At 61.1% G+C, this 17,846-nt stretch carries 16 protein-coding genes; 9 read left to right on the plus strand and 7 right to left on the minus strand.

Translation table 11 applies throughout. The annotated features are described in order from the left end of the window. Positions 1-1,725, plus strand: a 1,725-nt coding sequence (gene araD, locus WCA85_RS10640; RefSeq protein ID WP_424063626.1) for an L-arabinonate dehydratase, incomplete at its 5' end; no start/stop codon positions are given. 66 nt (positions 1,726-1,791) lie between these two features. Here araD and WCA85_RS10645 read toward each other — a convergent pair. Both WCA85_RS10645 and WCA85_RS10650 read right to left on the minus strand, forming a co-directional pair. Continuing rightward, complete coding sequence (locus WCA85_RS10645; RefSeq protein ID WP_424063628.1) at positions 1,792-2,397, minus strand: short chain dehydrogenase; 606 nt, start codon at positions 2,395-2,397, stop codon at positions 1,792-1,794. 34 nt (positions 2,398-2,431) lie between these two features. Beyond that, positions 2,432-2,887, minus strand: a complete 456-nt coding sequence (locus WCA85_RS10650) for a DUF3005 domain-containing protein (RefSeq protein WP_424063676.1) — start codon at positions 2,885-2,887, stop codon at positions 2,432-2,434. Between the two features lie 290 nt (positions 2,888-3,177). On the opposite strand from WCA85_RS10650, the gene WCA85_RS10655 reads away from it, so the two are divergent. Beyond that, entirely contained in the window at positions 3,178-3,411 is a 234-nt protein-coding gene (locus WCA85_RS10655) for a hypothetical protein (RefSeq protein ID WP_424063630.1), read from the plus strand. Positions 3,412-3,541: 130 nt separating this feature from the next. After that, positions 3,542-4,468, plus strand: a complete 927-nt coding sequence (gene epsC, locus WCA85_RS10660; RefSeq protein WP_424063633.1) for a serine O-acetyltransferase EpsC — start codon at positions 3,542-3,544, stop codon at positions 4,466-4,468. 94 nt (positions 4,469-4,562) lie between these two features. On the opposite strand, the gene folE is transcribed toward epsC, so the two are convergent. The 4 genes from folE to WCA85_RS10680 form a co-directional block, all read right to left on the minus strand. Continuing rightward, positions 4,563-5,210: a GTP cyclohydrolase I FolE gene (gene folE / locus WCA85_RS10665; RefSeq protein WP_424063634.1), complete on the minus strand. Its 648-nt coding sequence runs from the start codon at positions 5,208-5,210 to the stop codon at positions 4,563-4,565. Between the two features lie 141 nt (positions 5,211-5,351). Next, the gene (locus tag WCA85_RS10670) at positions 5,352-6,275 is read right to left on the minus strand and encodes a LysR family transcriptional regulator (protein WP_424063636.1); all 924 of its coding nucleotides are present in this window, start codon (positions 6,273-6,275) and stop codon (positions 5,352-5,354) included. A gap of 106 nt (positions 6,276-6,381) precedes the next feature. After that, a complete protein-coding gene (locus WCA85_RS10675; RefSeq protein ID WP_424063638.1) occupies positions 6,382-8,118 on the minus strand; it encodes a hypothetical protein in 1,737 nt (578 codons plus the stop codon). A gap of 187 nt (positions 8,119-8,305) precedes the next feature. Further along, on the minus strand, positions 8,306-10,420 hold the full coding sequence (locus WCA85_RS10680) for a S8 family serine peptidase (RefSeq protein ID WP_424063640.1): 2,115 nt from the start codon (positions 10,418-10,420) through the stop codon (positions 8,306-8,308). A gap of 660 nt (positions 10,421-11,080) precedes the next feature. On the opposite strand from WCA85_RS10680, the gene WCA85_RS10685 reads away from it, so the two are divergent. The 5 genes from WCA85_RS10685 (at position 11,081) to pcaC (ending at position 15,152) form a co-directional block, all read left to right on the plus strand. Beyond that, entirely contained in the window at positions 11,081-11,785 is a 705-nt protein-coding gene (locus WCA85_RS10685) for a 3-oxoacid CoA-transferase subunit A (RefSeq protein WP_424063642.1), read from the plus strand. An 11-nt stretch (positions 11,786-11,796) separates the two neighbouring features. Next, on the plus strand, positions 11,797-12,456 hold the full coding sequence (locus WCA85_RS10690; protein WP_424063644.1) for a 3-oxoacid CoA-transferase subunit B: 660 nt from the start codon (positions 11,797-11,799) through the stop codon (positions 12,454-12,456). Between the two features lie 133 nt (positions 12,457-12,589). Next, positions 12,590-13,969 (plus strand): 3-carboxy-cis,cis-muconate cycloisomerase, encoded by a 1,380-nt coding sequence (locus WCA85_RS10695; RefSeq protein ID WP_424063645.1) that lies wholly within the window; start codon positions 12,590-12,592, stop codon positions 13,967-13,969. 5 nt (positions 13,970-13,974) lie between these two features. Continuing rightward, positions 13,975-14,766 carry a 3-oxoadipate enol-lactonase gene (gene pcaD, locus WCA85_RS10700; protein WP_424063647.1) on the plus strand — a complete coding sequence of 264 codons (792 nt, stop codon included), beginning with the start codon at positions 13,975-13,977 and terminating at the stop codon, positions 14,764-14,766. Further along, positions 14,763-15,152 (plus strand): 4-carboxymuconolactone decarboxylase, encoded by a 390-nt coding sequence (gene pcaC / locus WCA85_RS10705; RefSeq protein WP_424063648.1) that lies wholly within the window; start codon positions 14,763-14,765, stop codon positions 15,150-15,152. Before pcaD ends, pcaC begins: the two co-directional genes overlap by 4 nt. An 88-nt stretch (positions 15,153-15,240) precedes the next feature. Here pcaC and WCA85_RS10710 read toward each other — a convergent pair whose 3' ends face one another. Then, positions 15,241-15,945 carry a TetR family transcriptional regulator gene (locus tag WCA85_RS10710; RefSeq protein WP_424063650.1) on the minus strand — a complete coding sequence of 235 codons (705 nt, stop codon included), beginning with the start codon at positions 15,943-15,945 and terminating at the stop codon, positions 15,241-15,243. A gap of 254 nt (positions 15,946-16,199) precedes the next feature. Here WCA85_RS10710 and WCA85_RS10715 point away from each other — a divergent pair, with 254 nt between their 5' ends. Beyond that, positions 16,200-17,840 carry a 6-hydroxynicotinate reductase gene (locus tag WCA85_RS10715; RefSeq protein WP_424063652.1) on the plus strand — a complete coding sequence of 547 codons (1,641 nt, stop codon included), beginning with the start codon at positions 16,200-16,202 and terminating at the stop codon, positions 17,838-17,840. The last annotated feature ends 6 nt before the right edge of the window (positions 17,841-17,846 follow it).

Below are 17,846 nucleotides of genomic sequence, written 5' to 3' on the forward strand. Positions count from 1 at the left end.
AGAAAGACCCCCGAAGAACTGCGCAGCCATCGCTGGTATGGCGTGAACGACCTGCGTTCGTTTGGCCATCGTTCGCGCACGGCGCAGATGGGCTACAGCCGCGAGGAATATGCGGGCAAGCCGGTGATCGCGATCCTCAACACGTGGAGCGAGATGAACCCGTGCCACACGCATTTCAAGCAGCGTGTCGAGGAAGTCAAGCGCGGCATCTGGCAGGCGGGTGGTTTTCCGATCGAACTGCCGGTGCAGACGCTTTCCGAGCCGTTCCAGAAACCCACCACGATGCTGTACCGCAACTTCCTCGCGATGGAAACCGAGGAGACGTTGCGCTCCTATCCGGCTGACGGCGTCGTGCTAATGGGCGGTTGCGACAAGACCACGCCCGCGCTGCTGATGGGCGCGGTGTCGATGGACCTGCCGACGATCTTCCTGCCCGCCGGCCCGATGCTGAGCGGCAACTGGAACGGCAAGACGCTCGGCTCCGGTTCGGACACGTGGAAGTACTGGGCCGACCTGCGCGCGGGCAAGATTACCGAGCAGGACTGGCAGGGCGTCGAAGGCGGCATTGCGCGCTCGCCGGGCCACTGCATGACCATGGGCACGGCCTCGACCATGACGAGCGCGGCCGAAGCGCTGGGCTTCACGCTGCCGGGCTTTGCGTCGATCCCTGCGCCGGATTCGCGTCATGCGCAGATGTCCGCCAAAACCGGCATGCGCATCGTGGAGATGGTGTGGGAAGACCTCAAGCCCTCGGACATCATCACCGCCGGTTCGATCGATAACGCTGTGACCACGTGTCTCGCGCTATCCGGTTCGACCAACGCGATCGTGCACATGATTGCGCTGGCGCGCCGCGCCGGTGTCGATCTGACACTGGCCCGCTATGACAACATCTCGCGTCAAACGCCGGTGCTGGCGAACATCCGCCCGACGGGTTCATACCTGATGGAGGATTTCTACTACGCGGGCGGGCTGCAGGCGATGCTGGCCGAACTGGGCGAGCTGATCGACCGGTCGCAGAAGACGGTGAACGGCCTCACGCTTGGCGAGAACCTGGAAGGCGCGCAGATCTTCAATGACGACGTGATCCGCCGCCGCGCCACGCCGCTGCTGCCGAACAACGGCCTGGCGGTCCTGCGCGGCAATATCGCGCCGGATGGCGCGGTGATCAAGCCGGGCGCGGCCGATCCGAAGCTGCACGTCCACACGGGCCGGGCGGTGGTGTTCAAGGACTACAACGACATGGCTGCGCGCATCGATGACGACGCGCTCGACATCGACGAGACCTGCGTGATCGTGCTGCAGCACGCGGGTCCGGTGGGTGCGCCGGGCATGCCCGAGTGGGGTCAGTTGCCGATTCCGAAGAAACTGCTGCAACAGGGCGTGCGCGACATGCTGCGCATCTCCGATGCGCGTATGAGCGGCACGAGCTACGGCGCGTGTGTGCTGCACGTGGCGCCGGAGTCATTCATTGGCGGGCCGTTTGCGCTGGTGCAGGACGGCGACATGATCGAACTCGACGTGCCGCAGAGGAAGCTCAACGTGCTGGTGTCCGATGAGGAACTGGCGCGCCGCAAGGCGGCGTTGGTCGAGCCGGCACCGCGCTTTACGCGCGGCTACGGCGCGATGCACCAGGTTCACGTGATGCAGGCGAACAAGGGCTGCGACTTCGACTTCCTGCAGCGCGACGGCACGGTCGAAAGCGGCGAGCCGGAGATTCACTAAGCGTACGTACGGCGCGGCTGTTCGAAGCGACGTCCTTCGAATAGCCGTGCTAACGTCCTCGCTGAATCACAAACCGATGCGATACACGCGTCCGGTCTGTGCGCCTTCCACGCTGCGCAGGTAGCCAAGGGCTGCGCGCTGCGCCGTCACCGGCTCGAAGCCGCGGAAGAATGGCGCGTAGTCCTCCATCGATTCGCTGAGCACAGTCGGGCTCACCACATTGATGCGGATGCCGCGCGGCAGTTCGATCGCCGCGCTGCGCACGAACCCTTCCAGCGCCAGATTGACGGTAGTGGCGTTCGCACCCAGGCGAATTGGCTCTTCTGCGAGGATCCCGCTCGTCAGCGTGAACGAACCGCCGTCACTCACGTAGGGTTGCGCGATCAGCACGACGTTGATCTGCCCCATCAGCTTGTCGCGCAGACCGATCCAGAACTGTTCGACGGTCATTTCCGGCAGCGGACCGAAATGCACCTTGCCGATGGTCGTAACAACGCCGTCCACCTTGCCAATTTCGCGGAACAGCTTCTCGACACTCGCGGGGTCGGTGCTGTCCACCTGGTATTGGCCACGCGTTGCGCCCACCTCGATCACCTCATGACGCGCCTTGAGTTCGGTACTCACGGCTTGTCCGAGCGTACCGGTTGCGCCAATTACGACGATCTTTTTCATCTGCTGCCTTTGAATGTGAGTGATGGGCAAATTGCTACTTCGTGCGCCGCAACTCAATGACGCGGGTGGGCCGCATATGGTTGAGGGCGAAGTGAATGCGACCCCGGTCCTGGCGGCTGGTTATCGGGCGCGGCTCGTCAAACTGGTGGTCTTCAGCGTATTCCGATTGCGGTGCGCTCATGCCCTTGTCGATCACCGTACAGCCGGGCTCCAGCGCGAGCAGCAAACGATTGCCGCCAACGCGGCTGTCGAAGCCGCCGAGGCCGTCGCGCGCTTCGGGGACGCTGTTGACGAGCGTCGCATTGCTGGTAGTAACTTCATCCGGGCCGATCGCACTATGGCCCGCGATGCGCGCGGCTTCGAGATTCTTGCCGTCGGTATCCACCGTGCTGTCGTGGGTGCGGTCGTTGTGCAGCTCCGCGCTGCTGGGGCCGCCTGCGCCTGGCAGGCGGGTGGGATCCGATGCTTTGCTTGCGTCATTGCTGTTCATCATGCTTTCTCCTTTGAAGACGACATGGTTGAAATAGCAGCAAAACTTGTTCCGGAGCCGACTGGGTTGAAGCGCGCCCTCCGGCTGGCGCGCCCTTCAAGCGCCCTTCATTTTTTTGATTTTTTTTTAATCAACGCGTATTTTCTACAGAGTATGATCTTACTCCGACGAGTACGCGCGGTTAAATTGACGGTCGCTTGCAGGCCGTCGCCAGCGTGGCCAAGAGACATAGTTAGACACAATAACGCGCTGCTCGGACCATCATACGAGGCAGTCAGGGCGGGTGACACATGCACTTTGATGCTGCATTTACACATCGCGGCTACTTGCTGAACTGCGCGCCGGCGCGCGCAGGCGACGGAACATGGCAACCCTATGTAGTGATCTCCCGTTCGAGTGACGGCGAGCTGGTGGCCAACCGTTTTTTCCCAACAGACTTCCGCTTTGCCGACGAAGCCGCTGCTATCGCGCATGCGCGCGACTGGGCCGTGCGCTGGATCGACGCGAGCAGCATGACGATGTGACACGGCTCGCGCCGTTGCAGAAGCGGATCGACCCACGAAGCCCACGCTGCACGAGCGGCAGAAAAACGCGGTAATCTCTGGGGACAATTCACTCTAAGCCGGGCTTGCCGCACGGCCGCGGTCCCTCATCATGTCAAACGCACCTTCGCCCAACTGGGGCCTCGATCAGATCGTTGCGGATCTGCGCGCGTCGCGCGAGCAACTGCATCGCACGCGCCATCCACTCGGCATTCGCGAACTGCCATCACGCGAGGCGGTGACCAGTATCGTCACCGGTTTGCGCGCCGCGCTCTTTCCGACTCACTACGGCGCGCCCGATCTGACCGATGAAACAGTCGACTACTACGTCGGCCACACGCTAGAAAGCACCTTGCGGCTACTCGCCGAGCAGATTCGCAGGGCGCTGCGCTTTTTGCCCGAGCACGCGGAGACGTCCAACGGCGCGCTGAGCACGCTCGCGTTCGAGATGGCGCGCGAATTCGGCACACAATTACCTGCTATCCGTGCGCTGCTGGTGAGCGATATCCAGGCCGCCTATACCGGCGACCCAGCCGCACAGCACATCACCGAAGTGCTTCTGTGCTATCCGGGCGTGTGGGCCATGACGCACCATCGGCTTGCGCATGCGTTGCACCGCCTCGGCATGCCGCTGCTGGCGCGCTTTATCAACGAGATTGCACATTCGGCAACCGGCATCGACATTCACCCGGGCGCGCAGATCGGTCCCAGCTTTTTCATTGACCATGGCACGGGTGTGGTCATCGGCGAGACGGCGATCATCGGCGAGCGCGTGCGTGTGTATCAGGCGGTGACGCTCGGCGCCAAGAGCTTCGCGGCCGACGGCGACGGCGCGCTCATCAAGGGCAATGCACGGCATCCGATCGTCGAGGATGATGTGGTGATCTACGCCGGTGCGACTATTCTCGGCAGGGTAACCATCGGGCGCGGCTCGGTGATTGGCGGCAATGTATGGCTTACGCATAGCGTGCCTCCAGGCAGCAGCGTCTCGCAGGGCAAGATTCGCGAAGGAGAGCGCCACGACGAAGGGCGGCATTGATGTGAGGGCCGTCGTTGGTCTGCAAAGCCGAGGTATTGACGCGGTGTTGCCTGGATATCGCGTAGATATTGCCCGGGTACCGACGAGGTATCGCCTAGGTATTGGCCACCGCCACCACACCGGGATTCCCGACGATCGACAGGAATTCGCGGCGTGTCGACGGGTCCGTGCGAAACGTGCCGAGCATGCGTGAGGTGACCATGGTTGCGCCCGCCTTGTGAACGCCGCGGGTCGACATGCATTGATGCGCCGCTTCGAGAATCACGCCGACGCCCTCCGGTTGCAGCACTTCATTGAGCGTATCCGCGATCTGCACGGTCATCTTTTCCTGAATCTGCAGACGCTTGGCAAACGCATCCACGAGCCGCGCCAGCTTCGAAATTCCCACCACGCGATGTTTCGGCAGATAAGCGACGTGCGCGCGCCCGATGATCGGCACCATATGGTGTTCACAATAGCTTTCGAAGCGGATGTCTTTCAGCACGATCATCTCGTCGTAGCCATCCACTTCAGAGAAGGTACGCGTGAGGATCTCGCGTGGGTCGACCGAGTACCCCGCGAAGAACTCCTCATAGGAGCGCACCACACGCGCCGGCGTGTCGAGCAGGCCTTCGCGCTGCGGATCGTCGCCAGCCCAGCGCAGCAGCACGCGAACCGCATCCTCGGCTTCTTCGCGGGTCGGGCGGTCGACAGGGCGGGTCGGGACAGCGCTTTTCGTGGTCTTCTTTGCCTTGCTGATCATCCCTTTACTCCTGTCATTCTGTGAGGCCGTGAATTCACGGCTTGCGCACCGGCGCAATTCAGGCGGTCATTCTTCCATGTTTTGCGAGGTGGCGTGTGCCCAACGCTTCGCCGATGTCGGCGGCCTGGCGTGCGGCGCGAGCTATTTCGGCCACTCGTCCATGGCGTCGTTGAACAGTTCGGCGATGACGCTGCGCAGCCAGCTCGCGCGGGGATCGTTATGAAACTTGCGATGCCAATGCTGGCGCAAATCGAAGCGCGGCAACTCGAGTGGCGGCTCTACGAGCGTAATCGACGGGTGTTCGGATACGTACGCAAACCCGATGGCATGAGGCACAGTGGCAATCAGATCAGTGCGCGCGAGGATGAAAGGCAGGCTCATGAAGTGCGAAGTCTCCAGCACCGCACGCCGCCGGATGCGCTTCTTCTCGAGGAATTGCTCAAGCACTTCCTGGCTGCGGCCTTCAGCGCGCACGACGGCATGTCCGCTCGCGACGAACTGCGCGAGGGTGAGCGGCGCGCTGGCAAGCGGATGATCGCTACGCAGCAGACAGATGAAGCGGTGTGTGAAAAGCCGCTGCCGAAAAAAGTTGTTGCCTGACAGGTCGGGAAAATAGCCGACCGCCAGATCCACGTCGCCCGCTTCGAGGCCGCGCTCGATTTGCGCGTGCGGCAGAGAGACCGACCGCAGATTCGCATGCGGTGCGCGTTGTGCGAACAGTTGCAGCAGACGCGGCAAGAACACGATCTCGCCAACGTCGGACAATGCGATGGAGAAGGTGTGGGTCGTCGTGGCCGGATCGAAGTCCTGCGCATCGAGCATGCCTTTTTCGATGCGCATCAACGCTTCGCGTGCAGCGGGAATCAAGGCCTGCGCGCGGGGTGTCGGCTCCATGCCGCGCGAGGTGCGCACGAACAGCGGGTCGCCGAAGTACTCACGCAAGCGGCCGAGCGCGGTGCTGACGCGCGGCTGGCTGACACCTAGCCGTTCCGCAGCGCGGCTCACGTTGCGGGTTTCTTCCATCGCAACGAGGTAGGGGATCAGGTTCAGGTCGAGTTCGGACATTCCGGGCGCGTTCGGACATTAACTTACGGGCATTATCCTCATAGCTAATAGAAGGTAGCTCTAAAATCGCACAGCCGGATATTGGGGAAAGCGCCGAGAATCGTCTTTAAGGCCCGGGGTTCCACTCCTGCAGGGCCTGGTGTACTTCTTCGATGACAGGCTCCCAGTTGCCGAGTTCGCGCTGACGGAAGAGGCGCATGGACGGATACCACGGACTATCCGTGCGACCAACCAGCCATCGCCACTCCAGATACGCGGGCACGAGGACCCACACCGGTCGGCCCGCAGCTCCCGCGAGATGAGCAACGGAGGTGTCGACGGTAATCACCAGGTCGAGCGTTTCAAGTATGGCGAGCGTATCGATGAAGTCTTCAATCGCGGGTCCTAATGTATGGATGTCAAACTCATTCGACAGCGCCTCGCTTTCGCGCTCGCGATCGCCTTTCTGCACCGAGAACCACGTCGTTCCCGGCAACGCGAAAAGCGGCCTGAAGGCATCTAGCCAGACAGACCGGAACCGGTCGAAAACGTAGGTTGGCCTACCAGCCCACACGATGCCGATGCGACGGCGCTTCACGTGAGTGTGGGCCGGTGAGACGGCTTCAATGTGAGTTCGCCAGTGCCGCACCTTTTCGGGCGGCGCGAACACGTATGGGATAGAGATGCCTGGCAGAGTCGACAAGTCCAGGCCCATATGCTCCGGTATCTTTAGTAGATGGGTCCAGTAATCGTAAGGTCCGGTTGGCGACTCGGAAGAAAACACAGTCCGGATGCACCTCATGGTCGCCGCTACTTGTGCTACCGGTCTGGTTGTCAATAAATCGACTGTTGCGCCTCGACGGTATAGCCATTCGGCAAACCTGATGCACTGAAACTTATCGCCGTCCCCCTGCTCGCCGACGACAAGAAACTGGCATCCCGCTACTCGTTCGCCGCTCCATTCCGGAATGCCGAGCGGGATAAGCACACTGGCTTTGCTACCAGGGAGTGCGTAGTACGCTTTAGATCTTGTCCAGCCTTCCTTGAACTGACCGCAAGCAAGCTGGGCACCGGCAAGCTGATATTGCATCACTGCGTTGTCCGGCCAGAGTCGAGCCGCTTCCATACTGTACGGCATGCTCTCAACGATGTTCCCGCAAGTGCTCAATGCAAGCGCCGCATAGTGGTGAAATGGGGCGCGCGTTGGATCGATAGACAGTCCCTGCCTCGCAACATCGAGCGCCGCGCTAAAGCGGTCATGTTTGTAGAGCGCATGAGCTAGCACTTCCAGTACGTCGGCGTTGTCTGCAAAGCGGGCGCGGAGTTGCGCAACTACTTCATCGAGTCGTGCAATCCTGGTGGCTTTTGCGAGCGCTTCAACCGTGTCAATCCCGTCCATCGGGTTTGAGGAATCAATCGCCCACGCCCGTGCTGAGTAGTCTGCCGCGTCATCGGTATCGCCGAGTTCCCCGCTGATCCGGGCGATGGCGCGAATCGCATGATGCAGACGTGGCTCTATCTGGACGGCTTTTTTGTATTCGATTTTGGACTCCCGTAACTGCCGTGACTGCAGCAGACAATCAGCAAGATTCCGGTGTAGCGTCGCTGTACCTCCCGCAATATCGATGGCCCGGCGATAGAACGCTTCAGCGCAGATATAGTCATGTCTGGATGCCGCCATCAGGCCCGCGTGTTCCCATAGTTCAGCATTTTTGGGGGCAGCCGTCAGCGCAAGCTGGATATATGTGTACGCCTCGTCGAAATCATTCTCATGCACGCACGCTAGCGATATGCGATGCAAAGCATGCACATCACACGGGCGTACGAAAAGCACCTTTCGGTAACCGTCAATCGCCTCTGGCATACGACGCCCGGCGAAGTCGGCATCGGCGAGCGCAAGCAGTTCGTTCGCGTTCGCTGCGTCTTGGTTCGCAAGGAGAGGTTGGGACATTCGGAGTGGTTCAATCGACGGGTTCTGTTTGCCTATGCGCCGGCAGATATGCCCCTGCGGTCCATAGCAGGGGCACAGGGACTGAGTGTAGGTGTACGCTCTATTGCGTGTAACTAGCCAGAAGAGATACGTCGCTCAACTTTGTGTTGGCGCTGACGATGGCGTAGTAAGTGCCAGGTGTCGGATTGGAGATCGTGCAGGTCGCCGCGCCTCCTCTCACCATGATCGATTCGCAGTCAGGGTGGAGCGAAGAGGGCGTGCCGGCTCTAATGTCCAGAATGGCGGTTTGGCTGGAGGTCGCCGGCGTCACCGTAAAGGTCAGGCTCTTTACCCCCGAAGGCACCACCAGATCGTAATTCTGCATTTCGCCGTTTTTTGCCGAAATAGACATGGCGACACCCGCGCTTAGATCGGTGAGCGTGGGGGGCAGCACCTGAAACGGGCGTGTCAGCGTGCTAACGGCGCCGGTGCTGTCGGTGACCTTCAGGCTGATCTGGTACGTGCCCGGATAGTCATAGTTCGACCATGCATTGACCGACTGCGTGCGAATCATATCGGCACCACCGGTACCCAGATTCCAGGCCCACGAACTGATGGACGCGCCGCGCGAAGTCGAGAGGTCTGTGCAGGTAACCTGCATCAACGCTGTGCTCTCGGTGCAGTTGAAATCTGCGGCTGCTGGAATCTTTCCCGCCTTGGCAGCCTTGACCGTTGCCGTTGCATCCAGAATGCCTGCGCCGATTGGCTGATCCGGCTTTTGCGTAAATGGCTGTACGTTCTGTTGCATGAGCGCCCGCATTTCAGCAACCGTTAAAGGCTTCGGCGCGATGGATTGCACCAGTGCAGCCACGCCGCTCACCATGGGCGCGGCTTGTGACGTCCCATCGAGAATGCCATAGCCTTCGGCGCCCGGTGATGTAGTGCCATTGTTATAGGTAGACCAGATGATCGTGCCGGGTGCCGCGATATCAACAATCGGGCCGAAGTCCGAATCCACCCATCTCGAGGAATCTGTATTGATTGCTCCGACCGTAATGACGTTGCGGCAGTTCGCGGGCTGAACGTTCGATGCATCGGTTCCATAGTTGCCAGCGATTGCAACGACGATGGCCCCTTTGCCGGTAGCATAGTCGATCGCGTTCTGCAGCGATGTCAGGCAGGCTCCCTTTCCGTAGAGGCTGACGTTAATCACCTTCGCGGGGTTCGGATTGACCGGGGCGTTTGCCACAGTTCCACCTGCCACCCAGGTAATACCGTCCGCGATGTCGGAGATGAAGCCGCCGTTGCAGTTTGTTATCGTTCTGGCAGAGACCAGTTTGGCTGCTGGAGCAATTCCCGCGATACCCACGCCATTGTTGGTTGCGGCAGCCATGATGCCGGCGATATGCGTTCCATGCCAGGTGATAGAGCAATTCTCGCCGGGCATATTGCCTGGTTGCGTGCCGTCTCCGCCCCTATTGCTGCCGGTGAAGTCGTAGCCAGGTAGCACATTGGCGTTCAGTTCGCTGTGGCGGGTGATCCCACTGTCCACCACACCAATTACGACACCCGCGCCACTCGCCAGATCCCATGCACCTTCTGCGCGTATGCCCGGAGTCGTCGTTCCCGGCGTCTGATTTGAACTGAGGGCCCACTGCTTGCCATACAGCGGATCATTCGGTGATGAGCCTATGGTGGCCACGGCATCCGGCTCAACATACTCGACATTGGGATCGGAAGCGATAGCTCGCATGAATGCCTTCGCATCGGCAGTGTTCAGTGCGCGCTCGGTTGTGACGACATCCGAGCCGATACCCATACGCCGTAAGTGGTGCGCTTTCGCCGGAAGGGCAGTCGCCAGCTTGTCGAGTTCCGTCTGCACAGCAGACGTTGCTCCTTGTTCAGGGGTGCCGTTCTTATACTTGATAATGAAGCGCTCAGTCTGAGCGTCGGCCGTCAGTGCGCTCGAATTCATCTTTAGCGACATGGCTAGCGATACAGTTTTCGAACTGGCAGCACTGGCAGCTGCCTCGACCGGCGCCGCCGCTTTGGTAGCAGGAGTCGCGACACTGTCTATTCCACCATCACCGCCACAAGCGGCGAGTGCCAGCGAAAGTGCGATGGACCCGATGCCGGCCATCAACCGGGATTCGTTTATGTTGATCCATGCCGCATGGATTCGACCGGTAGCCCTTGCGAATCCGGTACATGTCCCTCTGATTGTTTCTTCTTTCATAGACCGTCCATTGTCTTCTGTATTGGTTATTCCGCCGTTCTGGTGGCGGTCCTGCTTCAACGTCGGCATCACGTTGCGATCTGGCCGGTGGAGGCGCCGTAGTATGCACAGGGAGCTCGCTGTGCTATTTAAATAAGGATGGCTAAGCGAGTTGCGAAAAGCTGGCAGCGTGCCAGACGCCTTTACCGCTGATTGCCCAGTGATGACTTCGATGTGCCTGCTCGCTACATCAAGATCATATCTATCCTGAGAAAGATAAATACTCGGAAGCGTCTGCTTATAGGATCGGAAGATTTACCAGTGGCGTGGGATCGGGCCAGACAGCCTGGCCATGGATAAAGCAAAGGCGCTCAGGGCCCACGGCCAAGGCTGCCAGGAGCAAACGCCCCCATTTCATGTTTTGCTGCAAGACGCGTCACAAAGGGGGATTATGGAAACCCCACCTTGACAAGCAGAACAGGCGCCTTTCATAATTCGCCAATGCGTTCGCTAAACGAATCACTGTTCATCTAACGAACAAATTGCGTGTGGCCATTTCGGGTTTGCGCGCCATGACCAGGACGTGGAGACCGTCCGCGTTTCGCTTCAAAGCGGCTATCCCGTCGGGCTGGTTGTTCTGGCTGAAGCGGCGCGGTGCGAAACGTCCCAAAGGAATTCGACATGATCAACAAGATTTTCGAGTCACTTCAGTCGGCCGTGGCCGATGTGCAAGACGGCGCAACCGTCATGATCGGCGGCTTCGGCACGGCAGGCATGCCCTCCGAGTTGATCGACGCACTCATCGAGCAAGGCGCGCGCGAACTCACCATCGTCAACAACAATGCCGGCAACGGCGATATCGGCCTCGCGGCGTTGCTGAAAGCCAGGCGCGTGCGCAAGATCATCTGCTCGTTCCCCCGGCAGAGCGATTCCTATGTGTTCGATGCGCTTTACCGGGCCGGTGAAATCGAACTCGAACTCGTGCCGCAGGGCAACCTGGCCGAGCGCATCCGCGCGGCAGGAGCGGGCATTGGCGGTTTCTTCACGCCTACCGCTTACGGCACCAAGCTCGCCGAGGGCAAGGAAACCCGCCTGATCGACGGCAGGCATTACGTGCTGGAGTCGCCGCTGCATGCGGACTTCGCGCTGGTCAAGGCCCTCAAGGGCGACCGCTGGGGCAATCTGGTGTATCGCAAAACGGCGCGCAACTTTGGCCCGATCATGGCGAGCGCGGCCAGGACGGCTATCGTGCAGGTGTCGAAAGTGGTGCCGCTTGGCGAACTCGACCCTGAAGACATCGTCACGCCGGGTATCTTCGTGCAACGCGTGATCGAAGTGCCGCAAGCCGAGCATCAAGCCGAACTCGCATCAACCGCTGCCGCCTGAGGAGACCTGAGATGAAAAAACTGACCCGCGATGAAATGGCAAAGCGCGTCGCCCAGGACATTCCTGAAGGCGCGTATGTGAACCTCGGTATCGGCGTGCCGACGCTGGTGGCCAACCACCTGGGCGCCGACAAGGAAATTTTCCTGCACAGCGAAAACGGTCTGCTCGGCATGGGTCCGGCGCCTGCAGCCGGCGAGGAAGACGATGAACTGATCAACGCCGGCAAGCAGCACGTCACGCTGCTGACCGGTGGCGCATATTTCCACCACGCTGATTCGTTCGCGATGATGCGCGGCGGTCACCTGGACTTCTGCGTGCTCGGCGCGTTCCAGGTGTCGGCCAAGGGCGACCTCGCGAACTGGCACACCGGCGCGCCTGACGCGATTCCGGCGGTGGGCGGTGCAATGGACCTCGCCATCGGCGCCAAGCAGGTCTACGTGATGATGGAACACCTGACCAAGCAGGGCGAGAGCAAGATTGCCGCTGAATGTACCTACCCGGTGACGGGCGTGGCCTGCGTCGATCGCATCTACACCGATCTGGCGATGATCGACGTCACCGCCGACGGCCTCGTGGTCCGCGAGATCTTCACCGATCTCGACTTCGACGCGCTGCACAAGCTGACGGGCGTACCGCTGATCGACGGTACCCAGGCCGCGCGCGCCGCTTGATCCGCGCTGACCTGGCAATCCTGGTGCGGCGTCGGCAGACGAGTCTGTCGCACGCCGCGCGCGTTGCTTTGCTTGCGTTCCGTGCCGCGCGCGTGGACGATATGTTCTTCTGCCTCGTTTTAGCCATTCCATCATGCTCGAAGCCAGCGCCCGTCTGACCGGTCTGCTCTGCGGCACGCAGCCGATGAACGACATCTGGTCGCCCCGCGCGACGCTGCAACGGATGCTCGATGTCGAAGCGGCGCTCGCACGGGCCTCGGCCGCGCATCAGGTGATCCCTCAAGCAGCGGTTGCCGCGATCGAAGCAGCGTGCCAGGCCGACCAGCTCGACGCCGAAGCACTCGTCCACGACGCCGCGCTGGGCGGCAATCTCGCCATTCCGCTCGTCAAGCAACTGACCGCGCGCGTCAAGGCGGCGGACGCGGAAGCGTCGAAGTATGTTCACTGGGGCGCGACGAGCCAGGACATCATCGACACCGCAACCGTCCTGCAGTTGCGCGATACCTTCGACCTGCTCGATCAGCATCTGCACACCACCTGCGCGACGCTCGCCACGCTGGCCCGCACACACCGCGCCACGCCGATGATTGGCCGTACCTGGTTGCAGCAGGCGCTGCCCATTACACTTGGCCTGAAATTCGCGCAGTGGCTCGACGCGTTGCTGCGTCACCGGGAACGCCTCGCCACACTGCATGAACGCGTACTCGTGCTGCAATTTGGCGGCGCGGCGGGTACCCTGGCGAGTCTGCGCGACGCGGCGCCAGCGGTGACGGAGGCGTTGGGCAAAGAACTGGGCCTCACTATCCCGACGTTGCCGTGGCATACGCAGCGTGACCGCATGGCGGAAACGGCAGCGTTCTTCGGCATGTTGATTGGCACGCTCGGCAAGATCGCGCGCGATATCTCGCTGCAGATGCAAACCGAAATTGGCGAGCTTGCCGAACCGGCTTCGGCGGGCAAGGGTGGCTCGTCGACCATGCCGCACAAGCGTAACCCGGTGGGCTGCGCGGCGGTGTTGACTGCAGCCACGCGGGCGCCAGGCCTCGTCGCCACCGTCATGGCGGGCATGGTGCAAGAGCACGAACGTGCGCTCGGCGGCTGGCAGGCCGAATGGGATGCGTTGCCCGATCTGGCGCGGCTCGGCGGCGGCGCACTCGCCCACATCGAGCAGATTGTCAGCGGGATCGACGTCAACCCCGCACGCCTTGCTGCCAATCTCGACGCGACGCATGGGCTGATTCTCGGCGAATCGGTCATGCTCGCGCTCGGTGACAGCATCGGCCGGCTGGATGCGCATCATCTGGTGGAGCGTGCGTCGAAAGCGGCGGTCCAGTCCGGCAAGACGCTTTTCGATGTGCTCGCGGCGGATCCTGCGATCACTCAACATCTTTCGGCTGAGCGGTTGAAGCACCTGCTCGATCCGGCTCAATATGTCGGCCAGGCACACGCTTATGTGGATGCAGTGCTGGCCCTTCACGGTGCGCGCGCTGGCCGTGCCCCCTCTCAGGAGTAAACAGAATGCCCTACGCCGCAGTCAACGGCATTGAGTTGCACTATCGCATCGACGGCGACCGGCACGGCCACGCGCCGTGGATCGTGCTGTCAAATTCGCTCGGCAGCGATATGTCGATGTGGACGCCGCAGGTCGCCGCGTTATCGAAGCAGTTCCGCGTGCTGCGCTATGACACACGCGGTCATGGTCATTCGGAAGCACCCAAAGGGCCGTACACGATCGATCAGCTGGCGGGTGACGTACTCGGGTTGATGGACACGCTGAAGATCGACAAGGCGAATTTCTGCGGCCTGTCGATGGGCGGCCTCACCGGCGTCGCGCTCGCTGCGCGACACGCGAATCGTCTGCACCGGGTCGTGCTGTCCAACACGGCGGCGCGCATCGGGTCGCCGGAAGTGTGGGTGCCGCGCGCCGAACGGGCACGCAAGGAAGGCATGCTAGCGTTGTCCGACGCCGTGCTGCCGCGCTGGTTCACCGGCGAGTTCATTGCGCGCGAGCCGCTGATGTTCTCGGTGATCCGCGACGTGTTCGTGCATACGGAGAAGGAAGGCTACGCCAGCAACTGCGAAGCCATCGACGCTGCCGATTTGCGTCCCGAATCACACGGCATCAAGGTGCCGGCGCTGGTTATATCCGGCACACACGATCTGGCTGCAACACCAGCGCAAGGCAAGGAACTCGCCGCCGCGATTCCAGGCGCACGCTATGTCGAACTGGACGCTTCGCATATTTCCAACATCGAACAGGCCGAGACCTTCACGAAGACGGTGTTCGACTTTCTTACGGAGCCGCTATGAACGACGAAGACCGCTATGAAGCAGGAATGAAGATGCGGCGCTCGGTGCTCGGCGACGCGCACGTCGATCGCTCGCTGGCGAACCGCTCGGAATTCACCGACGATTTCCAGAACTTCATCACGCGCTATGCGTGGGGCGAAATCTGGACGCGTGAGGGCTTGGCGCGTCATACGCGCAGCCTGTTGACGATTGGCTTGATGGTGGCGCTCAATCGCAGCGAAGAATTGGCGTTGCACCTGCGCGCAGCGAAGAACAACGGCGTGACGCGTGACGAAATCAAGGAAGTGCTGCTACAGACTGCGATCTATTGCGGCGTGCCGGCGGCGAACTCTGCGTACCACCTGGCCGACAAGCTGTTCCGCGAAGACGACGCGGCTAAGACGTAAAGCGGGGCGAGCCGCGGACGTTTTGCTTTACCGGCAGGCTCGCAACGAGCAGGCCGGCCTTGCTGCCGCCGGCAAGCGCACGCTCGCCCTAAAGCGCGGCGTGCTCATTCACACTGCCGGCCGGTTCAACCGGCAGTGTTACCAACACCGCGCGTAATACCGTGTCTTTGATGACCTCGCACCAATGCGCGAGGGCAGCCTTGTCCATCAACTGCTCGCCAAGAAATGCGCCGAGCGTGTACTGGTTGGCGTTATAGAAATAGCCCAGCGACGCGATCATGATGTACACGTCGCGCGCAGCGACGCCGCTACGAAATACACCTTTGGTCTTGCCGGCATCCAGCACCTTCTGCACCACCGAGAGCGCATAGCCGGAAATATCGCGCAGCTTCGACGACTTCTTCGAATGCTTGCCCTGATGCAGGTTCTCGCTGGAGAGTAGCGTGACGAACTCGGGATGATCCAGGTAGTACTGCCAAACGAATTCAACCATCTGCTGCAAGCCGTGCACAGGGTCGTCGAGATCCAGGTCGAGGCGGCTTTCCGCTTCATTGAACTGCGAGTAAATGGTTTCCAGCACTTCGACAAACAGCTGCTCCTTGCTGCCGAAGTAGTAGTAGATCATGCGGTCGTGCGAGCGCGCCGCTTTCGAAATGCTCTCGACCCGGCCGCTCGCATAGCCCTGCTTGGCAAACACCTTGATAGCGGCCTTCAGAATCTTTGCGCGCGTATCCTGCGCCTGTTTCGCACGGACGCCGGTCGCGCCCGGCTTGCGGGGGGCGGTTGGACTCATGGACGGCCTCGAATCTTTCTCATGGAATGGCGCGGCGCAACATGACTGGCGACGAGGAAAAGGCGTTGCGCAGTCTATTTTGATCGAGTAGATTTCAGTCAGGTTTGGTGTAGCGGATACTACACGAACGGTGAGTAACCGCAACATTTTTCAAAATGAGAAAGACGCGTTCCACGTGAATAGGCCATGAAACAAGGGCTATTTCGTCAAGCGGGTAGGACCGGTCTGTAATGAGGTCGTATGGGAACCCCACCATGACTGAACACACGAAGGTCGATTTCGGCGCAGAAGGCGTTGATGGCGAAACCGCCTCGACGCCTGGCCCCACCGTGCTCGAAAAGGCCGCGCCGCGCAGCGAACGGATGGCGGCAAACAAGATTGAATGCAATGCGTGCCCTGTGCTGTGCCAGATTTCCGCGGGCCGAACCGGCGCGTGCGACCGCTATGCCAATGCGGATGGCCGGTTGATCCGGGTAGACCCGGTGGTGTTCATGTCGCGCTCGCTGGCAACTGGAAACGCCGCGGAACAGACGGCGGTGATCGAATTTGGTGCATTAAACGAGGCACAGCAAAACCGCCAGCAAAATGGACAGCAAGACATCCAACGTGCAGCGCAGCAGGATCAGGCGCTGTTCGTCACCGGGGTCGGCGCATCGTCCACTTATCCCGACTACAAGCCCGCTCCGTTTATCGTTTCGTCGAAGCTCGACGACGTCGACATGGTTACCGTCGTCACCGAGGGCATCTTCAGCTATTGCAGTTTCAAGGTAAAGATCGATACCGACCGCTTTCTCGGCCCGGAGCAATCGAATGTGCGCTGCCAGGGCGAGATTGTCGGCCACGTGAGCACCGCCGAATACGGTTCGCAAATGCTGAGTCTTGGCGGCGTCCATCATCTGACGGGTGGCAGTAAGAAAGAAGGTCGCGTGACCTGCGACATGATGCTTGCGCTTGGCAACAAGCAGGCGGTCGAACTGAGCATCGACGGCGGGGCGAGTCTCGTGATTCGCGCGGGCGCGGCGCCCATCGTCGATGGCGTCGAGGAGAAGCGCATGCGGGTGGGTTGCGGCTCGGCCACCATCGGCATCTTTGCGAAGCAATGGTTCGGGCATGTCGACGAAGTGGTCGTGGTGGACGACCACATCACCGGGGTGCTTACCGAGCATCAGGCAGGGCGTTGCCTTGGTATGACGCGCTCTGGTCTGAAGATTCGGGGCCGCAAGTCGACGCCAGGCCGCTATTTTCAGGTGGCCAATCCGGGCACAGGATGGGGCGGCACGGACATCCAGGACCCGCTTGCCATTGTGGAAGGCTTCGATCCTGCGGTGGCGCGCCCCGGCATGCGTATCCTGATGGTATCGACCACCGGAGAGCATGCGCAATGGTACGAACTGGACAACGATCTGACGCCGCGCATCGTTGAAATGCCCGACGCAGTTCGGCGCACGGTGGAGCGGATTGGCGAAAACTGTGAGCCGTCTCTCGCCACGGTGCTGTTCATTGGCGGCGCTGGAGGCAGTTTGCGCGCGGGTGCAACCGAGAACCCCGTGCTGTTGACGCGGGCGATCAAGCAAGGGCTGGTGAACGTCACCTGCGGCGGCGCGCCCGCCTATGTCTGGCCAGGCGGCGGCATCACCGTGATGGTGGACGTGACCCGTATGCCGGACCGGTCGTTTGGCACGGTGCCGACACCCGCCATCGTCGCCCCCATCGAGTTCACAATGACCTACGATGCTTATAGCGACCTCGGTGGCCATCTCGATGCGGTGCGCTCGCTGGAAAGCGTGCTGGCGAACGGCCCGGAGCATCTCGAAGGCGCGCCGCTGGCACGCCGCACATTGGCACGCCACGCCGGCAATCCATGGCCGCTCGGTATGCCGCCGATGCTCGGCTAACTCACG

Origin of the sequence: Paraburkholderia sp. (assembly GCF_049581445.1) — a bacterium.
Taxonomy (GTDB): Bacteria; Pseudomonadota; Gammaproteobacteria; order Burkholderiales; family Burkholderiaceae; genus Paraburkholderia.